This window comes from Streptomyces sp. NPDC001410, from assembly GCF_042895235.1.
Taxonomy (GTDB): domain Bacteria; phylum Actinomycetota; class Actinomycetes; order Streptomycetales; family Streptomycetaceae; genus Streptomyces.
The window spans coordinates 74,542-94,067 of record NZ_JBIAWE010000005.1 but is presented as its reverse complement, the minus strand read 5'-3'; the positions used below and the strand labels follow the sequence as shown (position 1 = coordinate 94,067).

Here is a 19,526-nt window from a genome sequence, read left to right as displayed (position 1 = left end):
GACGGGGAACGGATGAAGGCGCTTGTCTACTGCCATGGAAGCCGGGGGGACGTCGAGCCTTATCTGGCGCTTTCCGTGGCGCTGCAACAGGCCGGACACAGCGTGGTTCTGGCGGCCCCCCGCCTTTTCTCCCCGGCCGCGGAGAAATACGGAGTTCCGTTCGCGGCGCTGAACGACGACCTCGTCCAGCTCATGACCAGGCCCGAGTTCAGGGACGTCCTGCAGCGCAGTGACGCCCTGACGGAAGCCGACCGGGAACTCAAGCAGAAGATCTTCGTCGAGTCGTTCCCGCGCATCTATCCCGCGGTTTTCCGGGACATGTGGGAGGTGGCTGCCGACGGCAGCGCCGACATCGTCGTCCATTCGCACAGCCAACGGGAAGCCGCTGCCCAGATAGCCGAAAAGATCGGCGTACCGCACGTCCTCGCGACCCTTTACCCCAACTTCGTACCGTCTCGGGACCACACGTTCTTCGAACGGACCCACCGAATTCCCGAGAAGCCCGGGCAGGAGGAGAACGTCTTCACGGCGCTTCCCGCCCGCGCGCTCGCCGAATGGCGGTCCGAGGTGCTCGGACTGCCGCCGCGGGAGAACGCCACGGACTTCCGGTACCGCGCCGACGGCACCCCGGCCACCGTCCTGCACGGCTTCAGCCCGCAGCTGGTGAAGCCGTCCGCCGACTGGCCGGAGTGGGTCCACACCACCGGGTTCTGGTCACTCCCCCCGGCCGTCGACTGGATCCCGCCCGAGGACCTGCGGCGGTTCCTGGAGGCCGGTGAGAAGCCGGTGTTCGTCGGGTTCGGGAGTTCCCTGGCCCCGGACCCGAGGGCCACCGGCCGCCTGGTGCAGGAGGCGGTGCGGCGCGCCGGAGTGCGCGCCGTGGTGGTGGCGGGCTGGGGCGGGATCGAGATCCCGGAGCCGGGCACGGACATCATCACCGCCACCGAGGTCCCCTACGACTGGTTGCTGCCGCGCGTACGGGCCGCCGTCCACGCGGGCGGCGTCGGCGCCCACAACGCGGCTCTCGAGGCCGGCGTCCCGCAGGTCAGCTGCCCGTTCCACAAGGAACAGCTGGTGTGGGCCGGGCGCCTGCACGAACTCGGCGTCGCTCCCGCGCCCCTGCTGCAGCGCGACCTGACCGCCGACGCCCTCGCCGAGGCCATCCGGATCGCCGTCACCGATCCCGGCATCGCCCGCACCGTCGCCAGGGTCGCCGCCCTGGTGCGCGAGGAGGACGGCGCCCCTGGCGCCGTCCGGGTGCTGGAACGAGTCCACCACGAGCAGACAGGAGCACGCCGTGTCGCTCACCACGCATGACGGCATCGGGAGCGCGGTCGACCAGGAGCGGCCCGTCCCGGCCCGCCGCAGCGAACGCCCCGCCTTCGACCGGCCGCTGCACGTCGGCACCCCCAACATTCCCGACCGCCGCCGTCTGTTCGAACGCATCTCACAGGCCCTCGACCGGGGCTGGCTGACCAACAACGGCCCGCTGGTGCGCGAGTTCGAGGACCGGCTCACCCAACTCACCGGAGCCGCACACGTCCTGGCCACCAGCAACGGCACCTCCGCGCTGGAGGTGCTGGTCCGGGCCCGCGGCCTGACCGGCGAGGTGATCGTGCCGTCGTTCACCTACGTCGCCACCGTCCACGCCCTGCAGTGGCAGGGCCTGACCCCGGTCTTCGCCGACATCGACCCGCACACCGGCACCCTGGACCCCGCCCATGTGCGCCGGCTCGTCACCCGACGCACCAGCGGCATCGTCGGCGTTCACCTGTGGGGCCGGATCTGCCCCGACGACGAGCTGCGGGCGATCGCGGACGAGCACGGCCTCGGCCTGCTCTACGACGGCGCGCACGCCCTGGGCTGCGAGCTGGACGGCCGCGCGGTCGGCGGCTTCGGCGACGGCGAGATCCTCAGCTTCCACGCGACCAAGTTCATCAACGCGTTCGAAGGCGGAGCCGTCCTCACGAACGACCCCGAACTCGCCGAACGCGTGGACCGCATGCGCAACTTCGGGTTCGGGCCCGGCCGGGAGGTCCTCACCTTCGGCACCAACGCCAAGATGAACGAGATCTCCGCGGCCATGGGGCTCACCGCTCTTGAGCACATGGACGAGATCACCGCGGCGAACGCTCTGCGGCACGAGCACTACCGGGCCGGGCTCTCCGGCGTCCCCGGCGTGCGGCTGCGCGGCCCCGGCCCGGGGGAGCGCAGCAACCACCAGTACGTCGTCATGGAGATCGACGCCACGGTCACCGGAGTCCACCGCGACCGGCTGCTCGCCGCACTCCATCAGGAGAACGTGCTGGCCCAGAGGTACTTCCACCCGGGCTGCCACCGCATGCGGCCCTATGCGCAGCGGGCCGACGTCCACATGCCACTACCGCTGCCCGGCACCGAGGCACTGGCCGAACGCGTCCTGGTCCTGCCGTCCGGGCCGGCCGTGACCCCGCACGACGTGGACCGCGTCTGCGAGGTCGTACGGCAGGTGCTCGGGGCAGCGTCGGCGCACTGACAACCAAGGGAGAGACACCACATGGCGATCACCACCGAAGCCACCACCGAAGCCACGAGCGAAGCCGTCGCCGCGCCCGCCGCAGGTCGGCGCCTCACCGGATTCAGCGGGGACCCCGACTACTTCCGCATCAAGGAGTACCGGACCTTCGACCCGCAGGCCGTCGTCGACGTGCTCAGGGGCAGGAGCGCGGGCGTCGTCTTCCGCGGCGCGGTCGATCCGGAGATCTGCGCCCAGCTGTCCGCACGTTTCTGGGACAGCGGCGACCGGGAGCAGCGGACCGCCGTCGCACCCAGCTACTACCTGGGCACCTACCACTTCCACAAGACGACCGAGGAGTACCTCGACGAGTCCGAGCGCACCGCACCGGCGCTGGAGCAGGTGCTCGACATCGAGCGGGACCCGCTGACCGAGTTCTACGACGGTCTCGCCGGGGCCCTCGCCCCGCAGGACGTCACGGTGCGCCGTGCCGAGCACGGGGGCCGCCAGGCGTGCCGCGGGCTGCTGCGCTCCTGGCACGGCGCCGGCGACTACACCCTCGACCCGCACGAGGACAGCTCCCAGTGCACCCACCCCGGGCAGGCGGGCTTCGAGATCCAGCGTGTGCTCGACCACCAGGTCTGCGCGCTCAACATATGCCTGGAGAACGGCGACGGCGGCCGGCTCGCCCTGTGGAACATCCAGCCGGACGAGGACAGCAAGCGCCGCCTGAGCCTGGAGCACACCGGCTCCCCGTACCCGATGGACACCCTCGACGGCATCGAGTGCCAGTGGCTCGAGATCAACGCCGGTGACATCTACGTCTTCAACGGTGCGCACATCCACGCGGTGGAGCCCAACACCAGCGCCGGGAGCCGCCGCACCACGCTCGCCGGCATCCTCGGCTTCGTCGACCCCGACACGGTCGTGTCGTGGACATGAGGGCCCTCGTCCTGGCGGGCGGCACCGGCAGCCGGCTGCGGCCCATCACCCACACCTCGGCCAAGCAACTGGTCCCCGTCGCCAACAAGCCCGTCCTGTTCTACGTGCTGGAGGCCATCGCGGACGCGGGCATCAGGGACGTGGGCATCGTCGTCGGGGAGACCGCGGACGAGATCCGTGCGGCCGTCGACGAGGGTGGATTCGACGGCCTGCGCATCACGTACCTCCCCCAGGAGGCCCCCCTGGGCCTCGCCCACGCGGTGCGCATCGCCCGGGACTTCCTCGGCGACGACGACTTCGTGATGTACCTCGGCGACAACTTCATCGTCGGCGGCATCACCGGACTGGTCGAGGAGTTCCGCACCGGGCGGCCCGACGCGCAGATCCTGCTCACCCGGGTGCCCGACCCCACCGCCTTCGGCGTCGCCGAACTCGACGAGCGGGGAAGGGTGGTGGGCCTCGTGGAGAAGCCCGCCGAACCCAAGAGCGACCTGGCCCTGGTCGGCGTCTACCTGTTCACCCCGGCGATCCACGAAGCGGTCGCCGCCATCACCCCTTCCGGCCGCGGAGAACTGGAGATCACCGATGCCATCCAGTGGCTGATCGACCGGCGGCGCGACGTACGCTCCACCACGATCTCCGGCTACTGGAAGGACACCGGCAACGTCGGCGACATGCTGGAGGTCAACCGCACCGTCCTCGAGACCATCGAGCCCATGGTCGCCGGGGACGTCGACGAGGCCACGGAGATCGTCGGCCGGGTGCGGATCGCGGACGGGGCGAGGGTCCGCGGCTCCCGGATCGTCGGCCCGGTGGTCATCGCGTCCGGTGTGGAGGTCAGCGGCTCCTACGTGGGTCCCTTCACGTCGATCTCCGAGCGGTGCCGCATCGAGGACAGCGAGATCGAGTTCTCCATCGTGCTGCCCGGTTCCTCCATCACCGGGGTGCGCCGTGTCGAGGCGTCCCTGATCGGCCGGAACGTGGAAGTCACCCCGGCCCCCCGGGCTCCCGCAGCACACCGGCTCATCCTCGGCGACCACAGCAAGGTGCAGATCTCCCCATGACGACCAGCATCCTCGTGACGGGCGGAGCCGGCTTCATCGGCTCCCACTACGTACGGACGCTGCTCGGCCCGCAGGGCCCGGGCGACGTCCGCGTCACCGTCCTCGACGCCCTGACCTACGCCGGCAACCCGGCCAACCTCGACCCGGTCAGGCAGGACCCCCGATTCACCTTCGTGCACGGCGACATCTGCGACGCCCCACTCGTCGAGTCGCTGACGGCCCGCAGCGACCAGGTGGTGCACTTCGCGGCCGAGTCGCACGTGGACCGGTCGATCCTGGGCGCGACGGCGTTCCTGCGCACCAACGCGCTCGGCACCCAGACCCTGCTCGACGCGGCCCTGCGCACGGGCCTCGGCACCTTCGTGCACATCTCCACCGACGAGGTGTACGGCTCGGTGCCGACGGGTTCCACGCCCGAGACCGCGCCGCTGCTCCCCAACTCCCCGTACGCGGCCTCGAAGGCGTCCAGTGACCTGGTCGCGCTGTCGTACCACCACACGCACGGCCTGGACGTCCGGGTCACCCGCTGTTCCAACAACTACGGCCCTCACCACTTCCCGGAGAAGCTCATCCCGCGCTTCGTCACCACGCTCCTGGACGGCGGCGACGTGCCGTTGTTCGGCGACGGCGAGCACGTACGGGACTGGCTGCACGTCGACGACCACGTCCGGGGCATCGAGCTGGTGCGCACCGGTGGCCGGCCGGGCCGGGTCTACAACATCGGCGGCGGTACCGAGCTGACCAACAAGGAACTCACGTCGATGCTCCTGGAGGCCTGCGGCGCCGGCTGGGACCGCGTCGAGTACGTCGAGGACCGCAAGGGCCACGACCGGCGCTACTCGGTCGACTGGAGCAGGATCCGCGACGAGCTGGGCTACCGGCCGCACAAGGACTTCGCCACCGGCCTGGAGGAGACCGTCCGCTGGTACCGCGACAACCGCTCCTGGTGGGAACCGCTGCTGACACGGGCGACCCTCTGAGCGTTGAATCCGGCACTCATGGCGAAGGGCCCGCGCAAGCGGGCCCTTCGGCTTTCGGGGAGCGCCCCGGTCACGCGTTCTTCGTACCGACTTCCTCGCACGGCACCCTGACGGCCCGTTCCCGGACCGCGTCCACCAGCTCCAGCGTCGCCACCGCGTCCGCGTGCCACGCCGCCCGGTCGCTACCGCCGGAGCCGACCGCCCCGCGGACCGCCGCCGCGAATTCCGCGACGCAGGCCAGGAACTGGTCGGCGGGCGGCAGCAGGAGCTGCTCCACCCGGTCCTGTTCCTCGATCCGCAGCTGCGTGCGCAGCTCGGTCGGCGGGCTGACGACCTGGTCCGCGGTCAGCCGCGCCCGGTCGCCCCACAGCGTGTACCGCGCCCCGTAACCGTGCTCGAAGCCGAAGTCCAGCGAGGCGAGGACACCCGAGTCGGCGGCCAGCAGGACCTGCCCGGAGACGTCCAGGCCGTCGCTCGGCCGGATCCGGAGGGTGGCGCCGGTGACCTGCAGTCCCCGTCCCAGGAATCGCACCGCGGTCCGCAGCGGGTAGACGCCCGTGTCCAGCAGAGCGCCACCCCCCAGTTCGCGGGTGTACCGGATGTCGTCGGGGGAGAGCGCAGGGACGCAGAACGACGCGTGGAGCATGCGGAGCCGGCCGATCCGTCCGTCCCGCAGCAGCTCGGAGACGGCCTGGTGGCGCGGGTGATGGAGGAACATGAAGTTCTCCCGCAGCACCAGGCCGCGGCTCTCGGCGAGCGCGGTCAGTTCCCGGGCTTGTGCCGCCGTCGTGGCCATGGGTTTCTCGACCAGCACATGCCGGCCGGCCTCCAGCGCGCGGGCGGCCCACGTGTGGTGCAGCGCCGCGGGCAGCGGAACGTACACCGCCTCGACGCCCGAGCGCTCCAGCAGCGCCTCGTACCCGGTGACGGCCGCACAGCCGAAGCGGTCGGCGAACCGGCGCGCCCGCCGCGGGTCCCGGGAGGCCACGGCGACGACCTCGACGTCCGGGCAGGCCGTCATCGCGGGCAGGACCCGCCGCCAGGCGATGGAGGCGGCTCCCAGGACCCCGATGCGTACCGGCGGGGTGCCGCGGTCGTGGGTCATCGCACCGCCCTGAGGGCGGCCACCAGCGTCCTGGCCTGGACGTTGAGCTGGCCGCTGTACTTCAGCAGATCCTCCAGCTGGCCCGGACTCAGCCAGCGCATCGCGGCGTTCTCCTCGACCGGGACCCGGTCGTCCACCGAGATGATCATGTATCGGGTCTGCGCCTGGTCGAACCTGCCGCCCTCCTCCGACAGCACGGTGTCGAACAGGGTGTGCGCCCGGTCGGCGCCCAGCACCAGATCCAGATGGGGCGGCCGGTCGGCGGCGGCCAGGTGGGCGTGACTGTCGGGCGCGCACTGCACGGTCGGCCCCAGCTCCACCGTGTCGACGAATCCCGGTTCGACGCGTGCGTGCATCAGCGCGTGGAGGACACCGCCGACGCGCTTGACGAGCAGCGCGGCGATCCCCTGGCCGTGCGGCCGCAGCAGCGGCTGGGTCCAGGAAGCCACCTCCCGGCTGCGCGAGCCCACGTGGACCGCGACGATGCTGAAGAACCGGCCCTCGTCGTGCGCGATGGCGTCGGCCGTGCGGTGCCAGCCGGAGACCGCCCGCAGTGGCAGCCGCTCGGTGACGACCTCGTGCGTGACCCGGCGGTCGGTCAGCCAGCTGCGGATCTCCTGTCCGGTGTGCACGGCGCTCCCGGGCCCGTCGACGCGGTCCCAGTCGGGCAGGCACGACAGCACGGTCCGCGCGTCCATGTTGACCAGGTTCTCCCACCGCAGCAGGGAGTTGAGCTGTCCCAGCGTCAGCCAGCAGAAGTCCTCGCCGGCCTGCAGCTCGGGCCCGGCCTCGACCACCATGTTGCGGTTGCGCTTGCGCAGGAACCAGGAGCCCTGCTCGGACTGCAGCACGTCCGCCAGCACCCGCCCGGGCTCGGGTGCGCGGAAGGCGTCCAGATACGGCACCGACGAACCGCCGTGTACCCGCGTGTAGTTGCTGCGCGTCGCCTGGACGGTGGGGGAGAGCTGGACACCGTTGACGTTCCCCGGCTCCGACTTGGCCTGCATCAGGAAGTGCAGCACGCCGTCGATCTCGCGCACGGCGAGGCCGAGGATGCCGACCTCGGGCTGGCTGATGATCGGCTGGGACCATGCGGGCACCGCACCGAAGTCGGAGCGGACCCGCAGTCCCTGCACCGAGAAGAACCGCCCGCTGGTGTGGCCCAGGTCCCCGGTGTCCGGGTCGAACCCCCACTTGTCGAGTGCGCCGAAGGGTATGCGCTCGGTCTTCTGCGCATGGTGCAGCTGCCGTTCGGCAAGCCAGTCGAAGAACGCGGCGGTGCTGGTCACCCCGTCGGTACACCGTGCCGACAGGGCCAGCCGAGCCGCGAGCGCGGTGTCGGTGGGCGAGATCCGGCTCGCCGTGGCGGCCCCCGTCACGGCTGGATCCTCTCCAGGAACCGCACCGCGGAGGCGGCGCCGTCCTCGGCCCGCAGGCGCTCGCCCAGCTCGGCGGCGGCCGCGGCGATGGCCGGGTCCGTGGCTGCCGTCGTGATCGCCCCGGCCAGGGCGGACGACGTCAGCTCGCGCTGCTTCAGCGGGGCGGGCGCCACTCCCAGGCGGTGCAGATGCTCGCCCCACATCAGCTGGTTCACCTCGAACGGGCAGACGACCTGGGGGACCCCCGCCGAGAGCGCGGCGTTGTGCGCGCCCAGCGAGCCGGAGTTGACGGCCACGCGCACCCGTGGCAGCAGCCATCCGTAGGGAACCTCGTCCAGCGCGAGGACGCCGTCCGGGGCGCCGGCGACGTCGAGGCCGCCCCAGCCGGCCACGACCACCGCCCGCCGGCCGCTCTCCCGCACGGCGTCCAGCACCAGGGCGGTGGTCCGCTCGGGGTCGGTCCCAAGAGCGCTGCCGAACCCGATGAGAACCGGCTTCTCGCCCTCCTCCAGGAAGCGCAGCAACCGCTCCGGCGGCTGCCAGCCCGGCGGCGGCGGAAGGTGCCAGAAGCCGTCGGTGTGCACCGAGTCGGGCCAGTCGGAGCCCGGGGTGAGGACATGCGGGCTGAAGCTGTGCAGCACGGGTGCGGGCGCGCCGTCGGCGGAGAACCGGAAGTCGAGGTAGCCCTCCCGCGGCGGAAGCCCGAGGGTGTCCGCGCGCCACCGGTCCACCACGTCGATGACGGCGGGCGGCAGATAGGTCCGTACGTCCGTCCGGCTCGTGTCCTCCTTGCCGGAGAACACGTCCGACAGCATGCCGAACGCCGGATAGTCGCGCGAGACCACGAAGTTGGGATAGAGGGAGCCTAGGACGTGCGGAACCTTCAGCCGCTCGGCGATCTGCGGAATCACCTCACGGAACGCGTGCGAGTGAACGATCACGTCGGGGCCGCAGGCCGCCGCCTCCCACAGATCACGCAGTACGGCCGCGTAGTGCGGAACCATCTGCCGGCGGACCTCCCGACGCTGCTCCTCGATCCGAGCGGTCGGACGGTCGCTGTGCGCCTGGAGGCGGCGGATGTCCGCCCGGGAGCGCACGGTGACGGCGGCGTCGTCCAGCTGGGCGAACGGCACGCCGTACTGGTCGGCGAGCGGTGCGAAGAGACGAGGCGCCGCAAGCACGGCCTCATGTCCCGCACGGCGCAGTGCGTAGGCCAGTGCCAGATATGGCTGGACGTCGCCTCTATTTCCGTAGCAGTAGACCAGGACTTTCAACGTTTCGCCTCCCGTACGCGTCGGAACGGCCAACTGTTTCCATTCCGTCGCACCGTCCGCAAGAGGCATTTGTCCTGTACAGATTTCCTAGAGCCGCTCGATTACGCCAGGCCCTAACGTGCCGAAGGTACTTCCTCGGGCCATGCCGCTGGTGTCGCGCCCGACTCGTCAGGAACGGGAGGGTCCGAAGCGGTGCGAGCACTGATTTATTCCCATGGCACTCGTGGGGATATGCAGCCCTATCTGGCGCTGGCCTTCGCGCTCAATCAGGCCGGACATTCGGCCACACTCGTCGGTCCCCGCCTCTACGGCCCGATGGCCGCGGAATACGGAGTGGACTTTGCGCCGGTGGAGGACGAGGCCGTGCGACTCCATCAGCGGCCCGACGTCCGGGAGATCCTGGTCAACTCGGAAGGGAAGGGCGACGCGTACGACAAGGCCCGGGAACGCATATTCGCGGAGATATTCCCCCGGCTGTACCCGATCATGCTGAAGGACATGTGGGACGCCGCCGCGGACGGTGCGGACGTGGTGATCCACTCCCACTCGTCGCGTCAGGCCGTGCACCAGATCGCCGAGAAACTCGGGGTTCCGCACGTACTGGCCAGCCTCTACCCGCACTTCGTCGCCTCACGGCGCTACCCGCCCGAGGTCGGCACCTTCGAGCAGCGGCCGGACAACCTGGAGCGTCACGCCCGGGTGAACGACAACCCGATCAAGGGGCCGCTCGCCGAGATGTTCGGCCGCTGGCGGGCCGACGTCCTCGGACTTCCGCCCCGTGAGGGCGCCCTGGACAACAGGTTCCGGGCCGACGGAACGCCGGCGCCGGTGCTCCTCGGTTTCAGCCCGCACGTGATCGAGCCGGCGGACGACTGGCCCGAATGGGTCCACACGACCGGATTCTGGATGCTTCCGAGCAGCGCGCGGTGGCAGCCTTCGAAACGGCTGCTGCAATTCCTGGACGACGGCGATGCACCGGTGTTCTTCGGATTCGGCAGTCACATGGGCACGGACCCCGAGGAAGTCGGCCGCATCGTTTTGGAGGTCGTCCGCAGAACAGGGGTCCGTGCGATCGTCGTCACGGGCTGGGGTGGCGCGTCCATTCCGAATCCTCCGGAAAACGTCCTGGTGGAGGACGAAATACCGTACGACTGGCTGTTTCCCCGGGTCCGTGCCGTGGTGCACCCGGGCGGAACCGGAGCGCACAACACGGCGCTGCGCGCCGGCGTTCCCCAGGTGATCTGTCCCTTCCAGAAGGAAGCGCTGATGTGGGCCGACCACCTTCATGGCCTGGGCGTCGCACCGCCGCCCGTCCCGCACCGGCACCTGACCGCGGACACCCTCACGAAAGCGGTCGATCAGGCCCTCAAGGACCCGGGCATCGCCCGCGCGGTCGACCGCCTGGCCCGGCTGACGTCCGTGGAGAACGGGGCCGAGAACGCGGTCCGGATGCTCGAGAAGATCGTTTCCTGACCAGAACCCAGAGCAACAACCAAGAAAAGAGGATGAGATGTCCAATCCCTTCGAGGACGAAGACGGCCGGTACCTGGTGCTCGTCAACGACGAGGGCCAGCACTCCCTGTGGCCCGGTTTCGCCGAGATCCCAGCGGGCTGGGAAGTGGCCCACGCGGAGGACAGCCGGCAGGCCTGCCTGGACCACATCGAGAAGAACTGGACCGACATGCGGCCCAAGAGCCTCGTCCGCCAGATGGCGGGATGAGGAGGCAGGTCCCGTTCCCCCGCACCGACGGCCCGCCGGACCCCACGCGGCCGGCCGTCCGGTGGGGGCCTGCCCCCGAGGGCGACGAGCGCGCTGCCACCCATGCCGCGCTCGTCGCCTCCGCGGCCGAACTGACCGGCAGCCCGGCCCACCTGATCCGGGTGGCACACGACCCCGGTGGGCGCCCCCGGCTCACCGGGCCCGCCGCCGGCGTGCAGGTCAGCCTCAGCCACGCCGCGGGCGTCTTCGCCGTCGCCCTCTCCCACGGTCCGGCGGCCCTCGGCGTGGACATCGAGATCGTCCGGCCGCTGCCCGCCACCGCACTGGCTCGCCGGTGGCTCGGTGACACCGCTGCCGACTGGATCGCCGGCCTGCCCCGGCACGAGCGCGACGAGGCGTTCCTGGCGCTGTGGACCCGTAAGGAGGCCATCGGCAAGGCCCGCGGACACGGCCTGCGCCGCGGCGGACTCACCCGGCCGGTCGCCGTGCCGACCGACTGGCCGTCCACGCGACCGTCCGGCAGCCGGCTGCCGTTCCCGCCCGATGCCGACTACGGCTCCGACACCGTGACCACGGTCGTGACCCCGGCCGGCGGCACCCGCGCGGTGCTGTCCATCGCCGTGAGCGGCCGGCCCGCGGCCCCGCTCGTCGCGGACCCGGGCGACTGGCGGGCGGCCGCGTTCCAGTGACGACCACACGCAAGCTCAGGAAAGGAACCGACGTGGCGCCATCCGCTGTTGACGCGGAAGCCCCCCGCGGCCGTCCACTGCGGCGCCTGCTCGGCCACTGTCTCCGTCACCGCGGGGCGCTGGCGCAGTCGCTCGTGGGCGCCGTGGGTGCCACGGCGACGAGCGTCGCGGTGCCGCTGATCACCCAGATCGTGCTGGACGACGTGGTCGTCGAGGGCGCGCGCCCCCTGCTCCCCTGGACGACCCTGCTGCTGGCCGTCGCCGCGGCCCGGTACGCGCTGACCTTTCTGCGCCGCTTCCACGCGAGCCGGCTCGCCGCCGACGTCCAGCACGATCTGCGCGTGGCACTGTTCCGGGCGGTGTCCCGCCCGGACGGTCCCGGGCAGCAGGACCTGGCGCCCGGACAGCTCATGAGCCGGGCCACGGTCGACCTGAACGGCGTGCACAGCCTGGTCGCCATGCTGCCGGCCCTGGTCTCCCACATCACCACCGTCGTTGGGGTGCTCACCGTGATGGCCGTGCTCTCCCTGCCGCTGACGGCGGTGAGCCTGCTCATGGTCCCCGTCCTGTGGGCTCTGGCCCGGCGTAGCCACCCGCAGTTGCTGGCCGCCACCTGGCAGGCCCAGGACCGGGCGGCCACCGCCGCGGGCGTCGTGCAGAGTTCCGTCGCCGGCGTCCAGCTCGTCAAGGCCTTCGGCCGCGAGGAGCGGGAGACGGCCCGGTACACGGAGGCGGCCCGGCGGCTGTACGCCGCGCGCATGCGCGTCACCCGGCTGGTCGCCCGCTACCAGCCGCCGCTGCAGGCCGTACCGGCGCTCGCCCAGATCGCCGTCCTGGCCCTCGGCGGCTGGGCGGCGGCCGGGGGCCGGCTGAGCCTCGGCACGTTCGTCGCCTTCTCGATGTACCTCATCCAACTCGCGGGTCCGCTGGGCATCCTGGCGGGCCTGGCGAACTCCGTCCAGCAGGCCACGGCCGCCGTCGCCCGCGTGCTGGAGCTGACCGACGTAGCGCCGCGGCGCGCGGACGGTGCCGCCCGGCTGCCCGACGAGGGGCCCCTGGCCGTCGAGTTCGACCACGTCGGCTTCCGGTACACGCCCGACCGCCCCGTGCTCGACGACCTGTCGTTGCGCATCGAACCCGGCGAGACGGTCGCCGTCGTCGGCGGTCCGGGGTCCGGCAAGTCCACGCTCGCCCTGCTGCCGGCCCGGTTCCACGAGGCGCGGACGGGCGCTGTCCGGATCGGCGGCACGGACGTACGCGAACTGAGTCTGGAATCGCTGCGTGCCTCCCTCGCCCTGGTGCCGGAGGAGAGCCTCCTGTTCGCCGGGAGCATCCGCGACAACATCGCGCTGGGCCGCCCCGACGCGGACGACGAGGAGATCCGCGAGGCAGCACGGCTCGCCCAGGCCGACGGCTTCGTCTCGGCCCTGGCGAACGGCTACCTGACCGAGGTCGGCGAGCGGGGCCGGACCCTCTCCGGCGGCCAGCGCCAACGCCTCGCCCTGGCCCGCGCCCTGCTCCTGAAACCCCGTCTGCTGATCCTCGACGACGCGACCTCCGCGGTGGACCCGGCCGTGGAGGCGGCGATCCACGAGGGCCTGCGCGTCCACGCCGACGGCCGTACGACGCTCGTGGTCGCACGCCGCAGATCGACCCTGGCCCTGGCCGACCGCATAGCCGTACTGGACCGCGGCCGGCTCGCCGACCTGGGCACCCACGACGAACTGCACGCCCGCTGCGCCCTCTACCGTGCCCACTTCGACGCGGCCCCGGCCGAGCCGTCCGGCACCCCCGCACCGCCGATCGGCCCCGCGCCCGGCCCGCACACGCGGTCCGCGTCCGCCCCCGCGCCTGCCTCCGCGTCCCCGCCCGGGCCCCCGGCCGTCGACGAGGACCCGGCGGTGGACGAGGACGCGCTGGCCCGTGACGTCGGCGGCACGTTCGGGCTCCGCAGGCTCACCCGGGGCTTCTGGCTGCCGCTCGCGGCGGGCCTGGCCCTGGTGTTCGCCGACGTCCTGTGCGGTCTCGCCCAGCCCTACGCCGTGCGCCGGGGCATCGAGAGCATCACCGACGGGGCAGCTCCCGCCGCGCTGTCGGCGGCGTGCGCCGCCGCCCTGGCCGTCACGCTGCTGCGCTGGCTGGTCCAGCGCGGCTCCCTGCTGGTCACCGGACGCACCGGCGAGCGCCTGCTGTACGCCCTGCGGGTCCGCATGGCCGCCCAGCTGCACCGCCTGGGCCTGGACCACTACGAGCGGGAGGCCGACGGCCGGACCCTCACCCGGATGACCACCGACGTGGACGCCGTCTCCGGGTTCCTGCAGACAGGACTGACGGGCTTCCTCGCCGGCCTGCTGACCATGGCCGGAGTCCTGGTCGTCCTGCTGGTCGCCAACCCCGTCCTGCTCCTGGCGGCCCTGCTTCTGCTGCCCGCCCTGTACCTGGCCACGGCCGTGTTCCGCCGCCGGTCGCTGGTCGCCTACCGGCTGGCGCGGGAGCGGACCGCCACGGTCAACGCCGCCCTCCAGGAGAGCGCGCAGGGCATGCCCGTCATCCAGGCGTTCCGCCAGGAGGAGGCGTTCCTGAGCCGGTTCGCCGCACACAGCGACGCCGTCCGGCGGGCGCGGATCCGCTCGCAGTACCTGATGGCCCTGTACTTCCCCTTCATCGAATGCCTGGCCGCCGTCTGCGCGGCCGGCCTGCTGGGCTTCGGGACGCACCACGTCCGGGACGGCTCCATGAGCGCGGGCACACTCGTCGCCTACCTGCTGTACCTGGAGCTGTTCTTCCTCCCCGTCCAGCAGATCTCCCAGCTGTACGACACCTTCCAGCAGGCACGGGTCTCCCTCGACCGGATCGACGAGCTGCTGCGGCTGCCCACCGGCACACCGCAGGCCGCGCGTCCCCGCCCCGTCGGCCCGCTGCGCGGCGAGATCGTCCTCCACGACGTCCACTTCCGGTACGCGGACACCGCGGAGGACACCGCGGGCCGCGTGGCACGTCCGGCGGCCGCGCTGACCGGCATGAGCGTCCGGATCCCCGCAGGTCAGCGGGTGGCCGTCGTCGGCGAGAGCGGGTCCGGAAAGTCGACCCTGCTGAAGCTGGTCGCGCGGTTCTACGACCCCACCGCCGGTGCCGTCCTCGTCGACGGGCAGGACGTCCGCGAACTCGACCTGAGCGCCTACCGGCAACGGCTCGGCCTGATCCCCCAGGAGCCCCACCTGTTCGCCGGAACCGTCCGGGACGCCATCGCCTACGGGCGTGACGACGCCACGGACGACGAGGTCGAGGCGGCGGCACGGCTGACCGGCGCGCACTCCTTCATCACCGCGCTGCCCGACGGCTACCGCCAGCGGATCACCGAGGGCGGAGGCAACCTCTCCGTGGGCCAGCGCCAGCTGATCGCCCTCACCCGGACCCGGCTGGCCGCGCCGGCCGTGCTGCTCCTCGACGAGGCGACGTCCGCCCTGGACCCCGCCACCGAGGCCATGGTCGACGCCGCCACCGACCGGCTCGCCACCCGGCGCACCACGCTGGTCATCACCCACCGGCTCGCCCTGGCGGCCCGCGCCGACCGCGTGCTCGTCCTGCGGGACGGCCGCGTGTGCGAGGACGGAACGCACACCGAACTCCTCGCGCTGGGCGGCCACTACGCCGCCCTCTGGCGCGCCCACGAGGCGCACCCCCGGACAGAACTCCAGACGCAAGGAAGGCCCCTATGACCACCGAGCAGACGACGCCCCGCGGGCGCGTCCTCCTGGCCGAACCCCGCGGCTTCTGCGCGGGCGTACGGCGCGCCATCGGCATCGTCGAACGCGCCCTGGACCTGTACGGCGCGCCCGTGTACGTCCGCAAGGAGATCGTGCACAACCACCACGTCGTCGGTGAACTGCGGCGGCGCGGCGCGGTCTTCGTGGACAGCGAGGACGAGGTGCCCGAGGGCGCGGTGTGCGTCTTCTCCGCCCACGGCGTCTCCCCGCAGGTGCGGGCGGGCGCGGCCGCACGGCGGCTCGACGTCATCGACGCCACCTGCCCGCTGGTGTCCAAGGTGCACCAGGAGGCGGTCCGGTACGACCGCGACGGGCGCACCATCCTGCTGGTCGGGCACGAGGACCACGAGGAGGTCGAGGGGGTCCGCGGCGAGGCGCCCGCCAGGACCCTGGTCGTGGAGAGCGCCGAGGACGTCGAGCGGCTGGACCTTCCCGACGACACCCCGGTGGCGTACCTGACCCAGACCACCCTGTCCTTCGACGAGACCGCCGAGGTCGTCGAGGCCCTGCACCGGCGCTTCACCGACATCGTCGGCCCGCACGGCGACGACATCTGCTACGCGAGCCAGAACCGGCAGAACGCGGTGAAGTCCCTGGCCCGCTCCTGCGACCTGGTGCTCGTCGTCGGCTCCGAGAACTCCAGCAACTCGCTGCGGATGGTCGAGGTCGCCCGCCGCGAGGGCTGCCCCGCCCATCTGGTCCCCGACGTGACGCATCTGGACGAGCGCTGGCTGGAGTCGGTCGGCTCGGTCGGCATCAGCGCCGGCGCCAGCGCGCCGGAGATCCTGGTGCGCGGCCTGGTGGACCGGCTGACCGAACTCGGGCTCGCCGACGTCCGCACGGACGACGGGACCCCGGAGGACGTGGTCTTCGCCATGCCCTCGCGGCTGGCCGACCCGGTCACCGGGCGGGCCCCGCGCACGCCGCTGGCCGACGAGAACCGGTGAGGACCCCCATGACGACCAGCATCGAACGCCCTCTCGCCCCGCTCACCGAGCTGCGCGGCCCCGCGGACCTGCGCGACCTGTCCACGGCGGAGGTCGAGGAACTCGCCGGGTGGATCCGCGGCTTCCTCGTCGACAAGGTCGGCCGCACCGGAGGCCACCTCGGGCCCAACCTGGGAGTGGTGGAACTGACCCTCGCCCTGCACCGCGTCTTCGACTCGCCCCGGGACACCCTCCTGTGGGACACCGGCCACCAGACGTACGTGCACAAGATCCTCACCGGCCGGGCCGGCGCCTTCGACGCGCTGCGCCGGCCCGAGGGCCTGTCCGGATACCCCTCGCGCGAGGAGTCCGCGCACGACGTCATCGAGAACTCCCACGCCTCGACCGTCCTGTCGTACGCCGACGGTCTGGCCCGGGCGCACGCGCTGCGCGGGGTCACCGACCGCAGGGTCGTCGCGGTGATCGGCGACGGCGCCCTCACCGGCGGTATGGCCTGGGAGGCGCTGAACAACATCGCGGCGGCACCGCACCGCCCCGTCGTCATCGTGCTCAACGACAACGGCCGCAGCTACGCGCCGACCGTCGGCGGCATCGCCGAGCACCTCGCGGCCCGCCGGGCCGGCGACCGGGACCCGGGACTGCCCGGCCTGTTCGAGAACCTGGGGCTGGCCCAGCTGGGTCCCGTCGACGGCCATGACGTCGAGGCCCTGGAGGAGGCGCTGCGGCGTGCGGCCGCGCTGGGCCGGCCGGTGGTCGTGCACTGCGTGACCCAGAAGGGACGCGGGCACGCCCCGGCCGAGCAGAACGAGGCCGACCGCTGCCACGTGGTCCGCGCCCGGCCCGCCGCGGGCGCCGCCCCGGTGGCGCCCCGGCCGTCCTGGACCTCGGTGTTCGAGGCGGAGCTTGCCGACCTCGGCGAGCGCCGGACCGACCTCGTCGCCCTCACCGCGGCCATGCTGGAGCCGGCCGGCCTCACCACCTTCGCCCGGCGCTTCCCCGAGCGGACCTTCGACGTGGGTATCGCGGAGCAGCACGCCGTCACCGCGGCCGCCGGACTCGCGCTCGGCGGCCTGCACCCGGTCGTGGCCGTCTACGCCACCTTCCTCAACCGGGGCTTCGACCAGCTGCTCATGGACGTCGCGCTGCACCGCGCGCCGGTCACCTTCGTCCTGGACCGGGCCGGGGCCACCGGCGACGACGGCCCGTCGCACAACGGCATGTGGGACCTGTCCCTGTTCCAGATCGTGCCCGGGCTGAAGGTGGCCGCCCCGCGCGACGCCGAGACCCTGCGCCGTGCGCTGCGGGAGGCCGTCGCGGTCGACGACGCGCCCACCGCGGTGCGCTTCCCCAAGGGCGCGGCGGCCGACCCCGTACCCGCCCTCGACACGGTCGCCGGCCTGGACGTGCTGCACCGCTCCGGTGCGGACCCCGACGTACTGCTGGTGTCCGTCGGCCCGCTCGCCCCCGTCTGCCTGGCCGCCGCGGAGCTGCTGCGTGAGCGGGGCGTGGGCGTCACCGTGGTGGACCCGCGCTGGATCCAGCCGGTCGCACCCGCCCTGATCGACCTGGGCCTCGCGCACCGGGCGGTGCTGAGCGTCGAGGACAGCGGACGGTCCGGCGGTGCCGGGGCCGCCCTGGCCCAGGCGCTCGCGGACGCCGGCGCCCGCCGCCCGGTCCAGGTCATGGGCCTGCCGCAGCACTTCCTGGCCCAGGGCCGGCGCGAGGACATCCTGGCCCGCGCGGGCCTGACGGCCGAGGGGATCCTCCGCACGGCCCTGCGTGCGCTGGGCCGCCACGAGAACACCACGGACGCCACAGACGGCACGGACGCCACAGACGGCACGGACGCCACAGACGGCACGGACACCACGGGCACCAACTCACATCAGGGCCACCACAGTGACCAGTGACACCAGCGTCACCACGCCGACCAGGAGGGAACGAGGAGAATGACGGTCCAGCTCGGCATGCCCGCCGTACCGCCGCAGACCCTGGGGGAGCGCCGCGGGACCCGCGCGCTGCACGTGGGCTCCGTGGGCGTCGGCGGCGACTTCCCCGTCTCGGTGCAGTCGATGACCACGACGGTCACGGCCGACGTGAACGCGACCCTCCAGCAGATCGCCGAACTGGCGGCGGCGGGCTGCGACATCGTCCGGGTCGCGTGCCCCTCGCAGGACGACGCGGAGGCGCTGCCCGTCATCGCGGCCAAGTCGTCCCTGCCGGTCGTCGCCGACATCCACTTCCAGCCGAAGTACGTCTTCGCCGCGATCGACGCCGGCTGCGCCGGGATCCGGGTGAACCCGGGCAACATCAGGAAGTTCGACGACCAGGTGGCGGCCATCGCCCGCGCGGCCAAGGACCGGGGCACCCCGATCAGGATCGGAGTCAACGCCGGTTCGCTGGACGCCCGCCTGCTGGCCAAGCACGGCAGGGCGACCCCCGAGGCGCTGGTGGAGTCCGCGCTGTGGGAGGCGTCCCTCTTCGCGGAGCACGACTTCCACGATCTGAAGATCTCCGTGAAGCACAACGACCCGGTGGTGATGATCCGCGCCTACGAACTGCTGGCCGAGGCGTGCGACTACCCCCTGCACCTCGGCGTCACCGAGGCCGGCCCCGCGTTCCAGGGCACCGTGAAGTCGGCCGTGGCCTTCGGCGCCCTCCTCCGGCAGGGGATCGGCGACACGATCCGGGTGTCGCTGTCGGCGCCGCCGGTGGAGGAGGTCAAGGTCGGCATCCAGATCCTGCAGGCGCTGGAACTGCGCCCGCGCAAGCTGGAGATCGTCTCCTGCCCGTCGTGCGGCCGGGCCCAGGTGGACGTCTACCGCCTGGCCGCCGAGGTGACCGCCGCCCTGGAGGGCATGGACGTCCCGCTGCGGGTCGCCGTGATGGGATGCGTGGTCAACGGCCCGGGCGAGGCCCGGGAGGCGGACCTGGGCGTGGCCTCCGGAAACGGCAAGGGACAGATCTTCGTCCGGGGCGAGGTCGTACGGACCGTGCCCGAATCCAAGATCGCGGAGACCCTGATCGAGGAGGCCCTCAAGCTGGCAGGCAAGGTAAGAATCTGACTAGAGCATTGCCAAGTCGTGGGGGAGCAAAGGGTCCCAATACCAGACAAGGCGCCCCGGTTTTTGCACAGACGCGCGCCGTCACTCTCATGTGTGACGG

At 72.2% G+C, this 19,526-nt stretch carries 15 protein-coding genes; 12 read left to right on the top strand and 3 right to left on the bottom strand.

Annotation, left to right across the window (positions count from 1 at the left end):
• The first annotated feature begins 12 nt into the window (after positions 1-12).
• Genes ACFY3C_RS12180 through rfbB form a run of 5 tightly spaced genes read left to right on the top strand, consistent with a single transcriptional unit; the run spans position 13 to position 5,480 of the window.
• Positions 13-1,317: a glycosyltransferase gene (locus ACFY3C_RS12180; RefSeq protein ID WP_390770673.1), complete on the top strand. Its 1,305-nt coding sequence runs from the start codon at positions 13-15 to the stop codon at positions 1,315-1,317.
• On the top strand, positions 1,298-2,515 hold the full coding sequence (locus ACFY3C_RS12175) for a DegT/DnrJ/EryC1/StrS family aminotransferase (RefSeq protein WP_390770672.1): 1,218 nt from the start codon (positions 1,298-1,300) through the stop codon (positions 2,513-2,515). The genes ACFY3C_RS12180 and ACFY3C_RS12175 overlap by 20 nt, the downstream gene beginning before the upstream one ends.
• A 21-nt stretch (positions 2,516-2,536) precedes the next feature.
• Positions 2,537-3,436: a hypothetical protein gene (locus ACFY3C_RS12170; protein WP_390770671.1), complete on the top strand. Its 900-nt coding sequence runs from the start codon at positions 2,537-2,539 to the stop codon at positions 3,434-3,436.
• Positions 3,433-4,500 carry a glucose-1-phosphate thymidylyltransferase gene (locus tag ACFY3C_RS12165; protein ID WP_386579094.1) on the top strand — a complete coding sequence of 356 codons (1,068 nt, stop codon included), beginning with the start codon at positions 3,433-3,435 and terminating at the stop codon, positions 4,498-4,500. Before ACFY3C_RS12170 ends, ACFY3C_RS12165 begins: the two co-directional genes overlap by 4 nt.
• Entirely contained in the window at positions 4,497-5,480 is a 984-nt protein-coding gene (gene rfbB / locus ACFY3C_RS12160) for a dTDP-glucose 4,6-dehydratase (RefSeq protein WP_390770670.1), read from the top strand. Before ACFY3C_RS12165 ends, rfbB begins: the two co-directional genes overlap by 4 nt.
• A 70-nt stretch (positions 5,481-5,550) precedes the next feature.
• Here rfbB and ACFY3C_RS12155 read toward each other — a convergent pair whose 3' ends face one another.
• The 3 genes from ACFY3C_RS12155 to ACFY3C_RS12145 are packed head-to-tail and all read right to left on the bottom strand — an operon-like array spanning position 5,551 to position 9,238.
• Positions 5,551-6,585 (bottom strand): Gfo/Idh/MocA family protein, encoded by a 1,035-nt coding sequence (locus ACFY3C_RS12155; RefSeq protein WP_390770669.1) that lies wholly within the window; start codon positions 6,583-6,585, stop codon positions 5,551-5,553.
• Positions 6,582-7,964: an NDP-hexose 2,3-dehydratase family protein gene (locus tag ACFY3C_RS12150; RefSeq protein ID WP_386579012.1), complete on the bottom strand. Its 1,383-nt coding sequence runs from the start codon at positions 7,962-7,964 to the stop codon at positions 6,582-6,584. The genes ACFY3C_RS12155 and ACFY3C_RS12150 overlap by 4 nt, the downstream gene beginning before the upstream one ends.
• Positions 7,961-9,238, bottom strand: a complete 1,278-nt coding sequence (locus ACFY3C_RS12145) for a glycosyltransferase (protein ID WP_390770668.1) — start codon at positions 9,236-9,238, stop codon at positions 7,961-7,963. Before ACFY3C_RS12145 ends, ACFY3C_RS12150 begins: the two co-directional genes overlap by 4 nt.
• A 192-nt stretch (positions 9,239-9,430) precedes the next feature.
• On the opposite strand from ACFY3C_RS12145, the gene ACFY3C_RS12140 reads away from it, so the two are divergent.
• Genes ACFY3C_RS12140 through ispG form a run of 7 tightly spaced genes read left to right on the top strand, consistent with a single transcriptional unit; the run spans position 9,431 to position 19,426 of the window.
• The gene (locus tag ACFY3C_RS12140) at positions 9,431-10,711 is read left to right on the top strand and encodes a glycosyltransferase (RefSeq protein WP_390770667.1); all 1,281 of its coding nucleotides are present in this window, start codon (positions 9,431-9,433) and stop codon (positions 10,709-10,711) included.
• A gap of 37 nt (positions 10,712-10,748) precedes the next feature.
• Positions 10,749-10,958, top strand: coding sequence for an MbtH family protein (locus ACFY3C_RS12135; RefSeq protein ID WP_386579007.1), 210 nt, complete (start codon positions 10,749-10,751; stop codon positions 10,956-10,958).
• Complete coding sequence (locus ACFY3C_RS12130) at positions 10,955-11,647, top strand: 4'-phosphopantetheinyl transferase family protein (RefSeq protein WP_390770666.1); 693 nt, start codon at positions 10,955-10,957, stop codon at positions 11,645-11,647. Before ACFY3C_RS12135 ends, ACFY3C_RS12130 begins: the two co-directional genes overlap by 4 nt.
• Positions 11,648-11,679: 32 nt before the next feature.
• Complete coding sequence (locus ACFY3C_RS12125; protein ID WP_390770665.1) at positions 11,680-15,366, top strand: ABC transporter ATP-binding protein; 3,687 nt, start codon at positions 11,680-11,682, stop codon at positions 15,364-15,366.
• Entirely contained in the window at positions 15,363-16,361 is a 999-nt protein-coding gene (ispH, locus tag ACFY3C_RS12120) for a 4-hydroxy-3-methylbut-2-enyl diphosphate reductase (protein ID WP_390770664.1), read from the top strand. The genes ACFY3C_RS12125 and ispH overlap by 4 nt, the downstream gene beginning before the upstream one ends.
• An 8-nt stretch (positions 16,362-16,369) precedes the next feature.
• Entirely contained in the window at positions 16,370-18,271 is a 1,902-nt protein-coding gene (locus tag ACFY3C_RS12115; RefSeq protein ID WP_390770663.1) for a 1-deoxy-D-xylulose-5-phosphate synthase, read from the top strand.
• 39 nt (positions 18,272-18,310) lie between these two features.
• Entirely contained in the window at positions 18,311-19,426 is a 1,116-nt protein-coding gene (gene ispG / locus ACFY3C_RS12110) for a flavodoxin-dependent (E)-4-hydroxy-3-methylbut-2-enyl-diphosphate synthase (protein WP_386578998.1), read from the top strand.
• Positions 19,427-19,526: the final 100 nt, after the last annotated feature.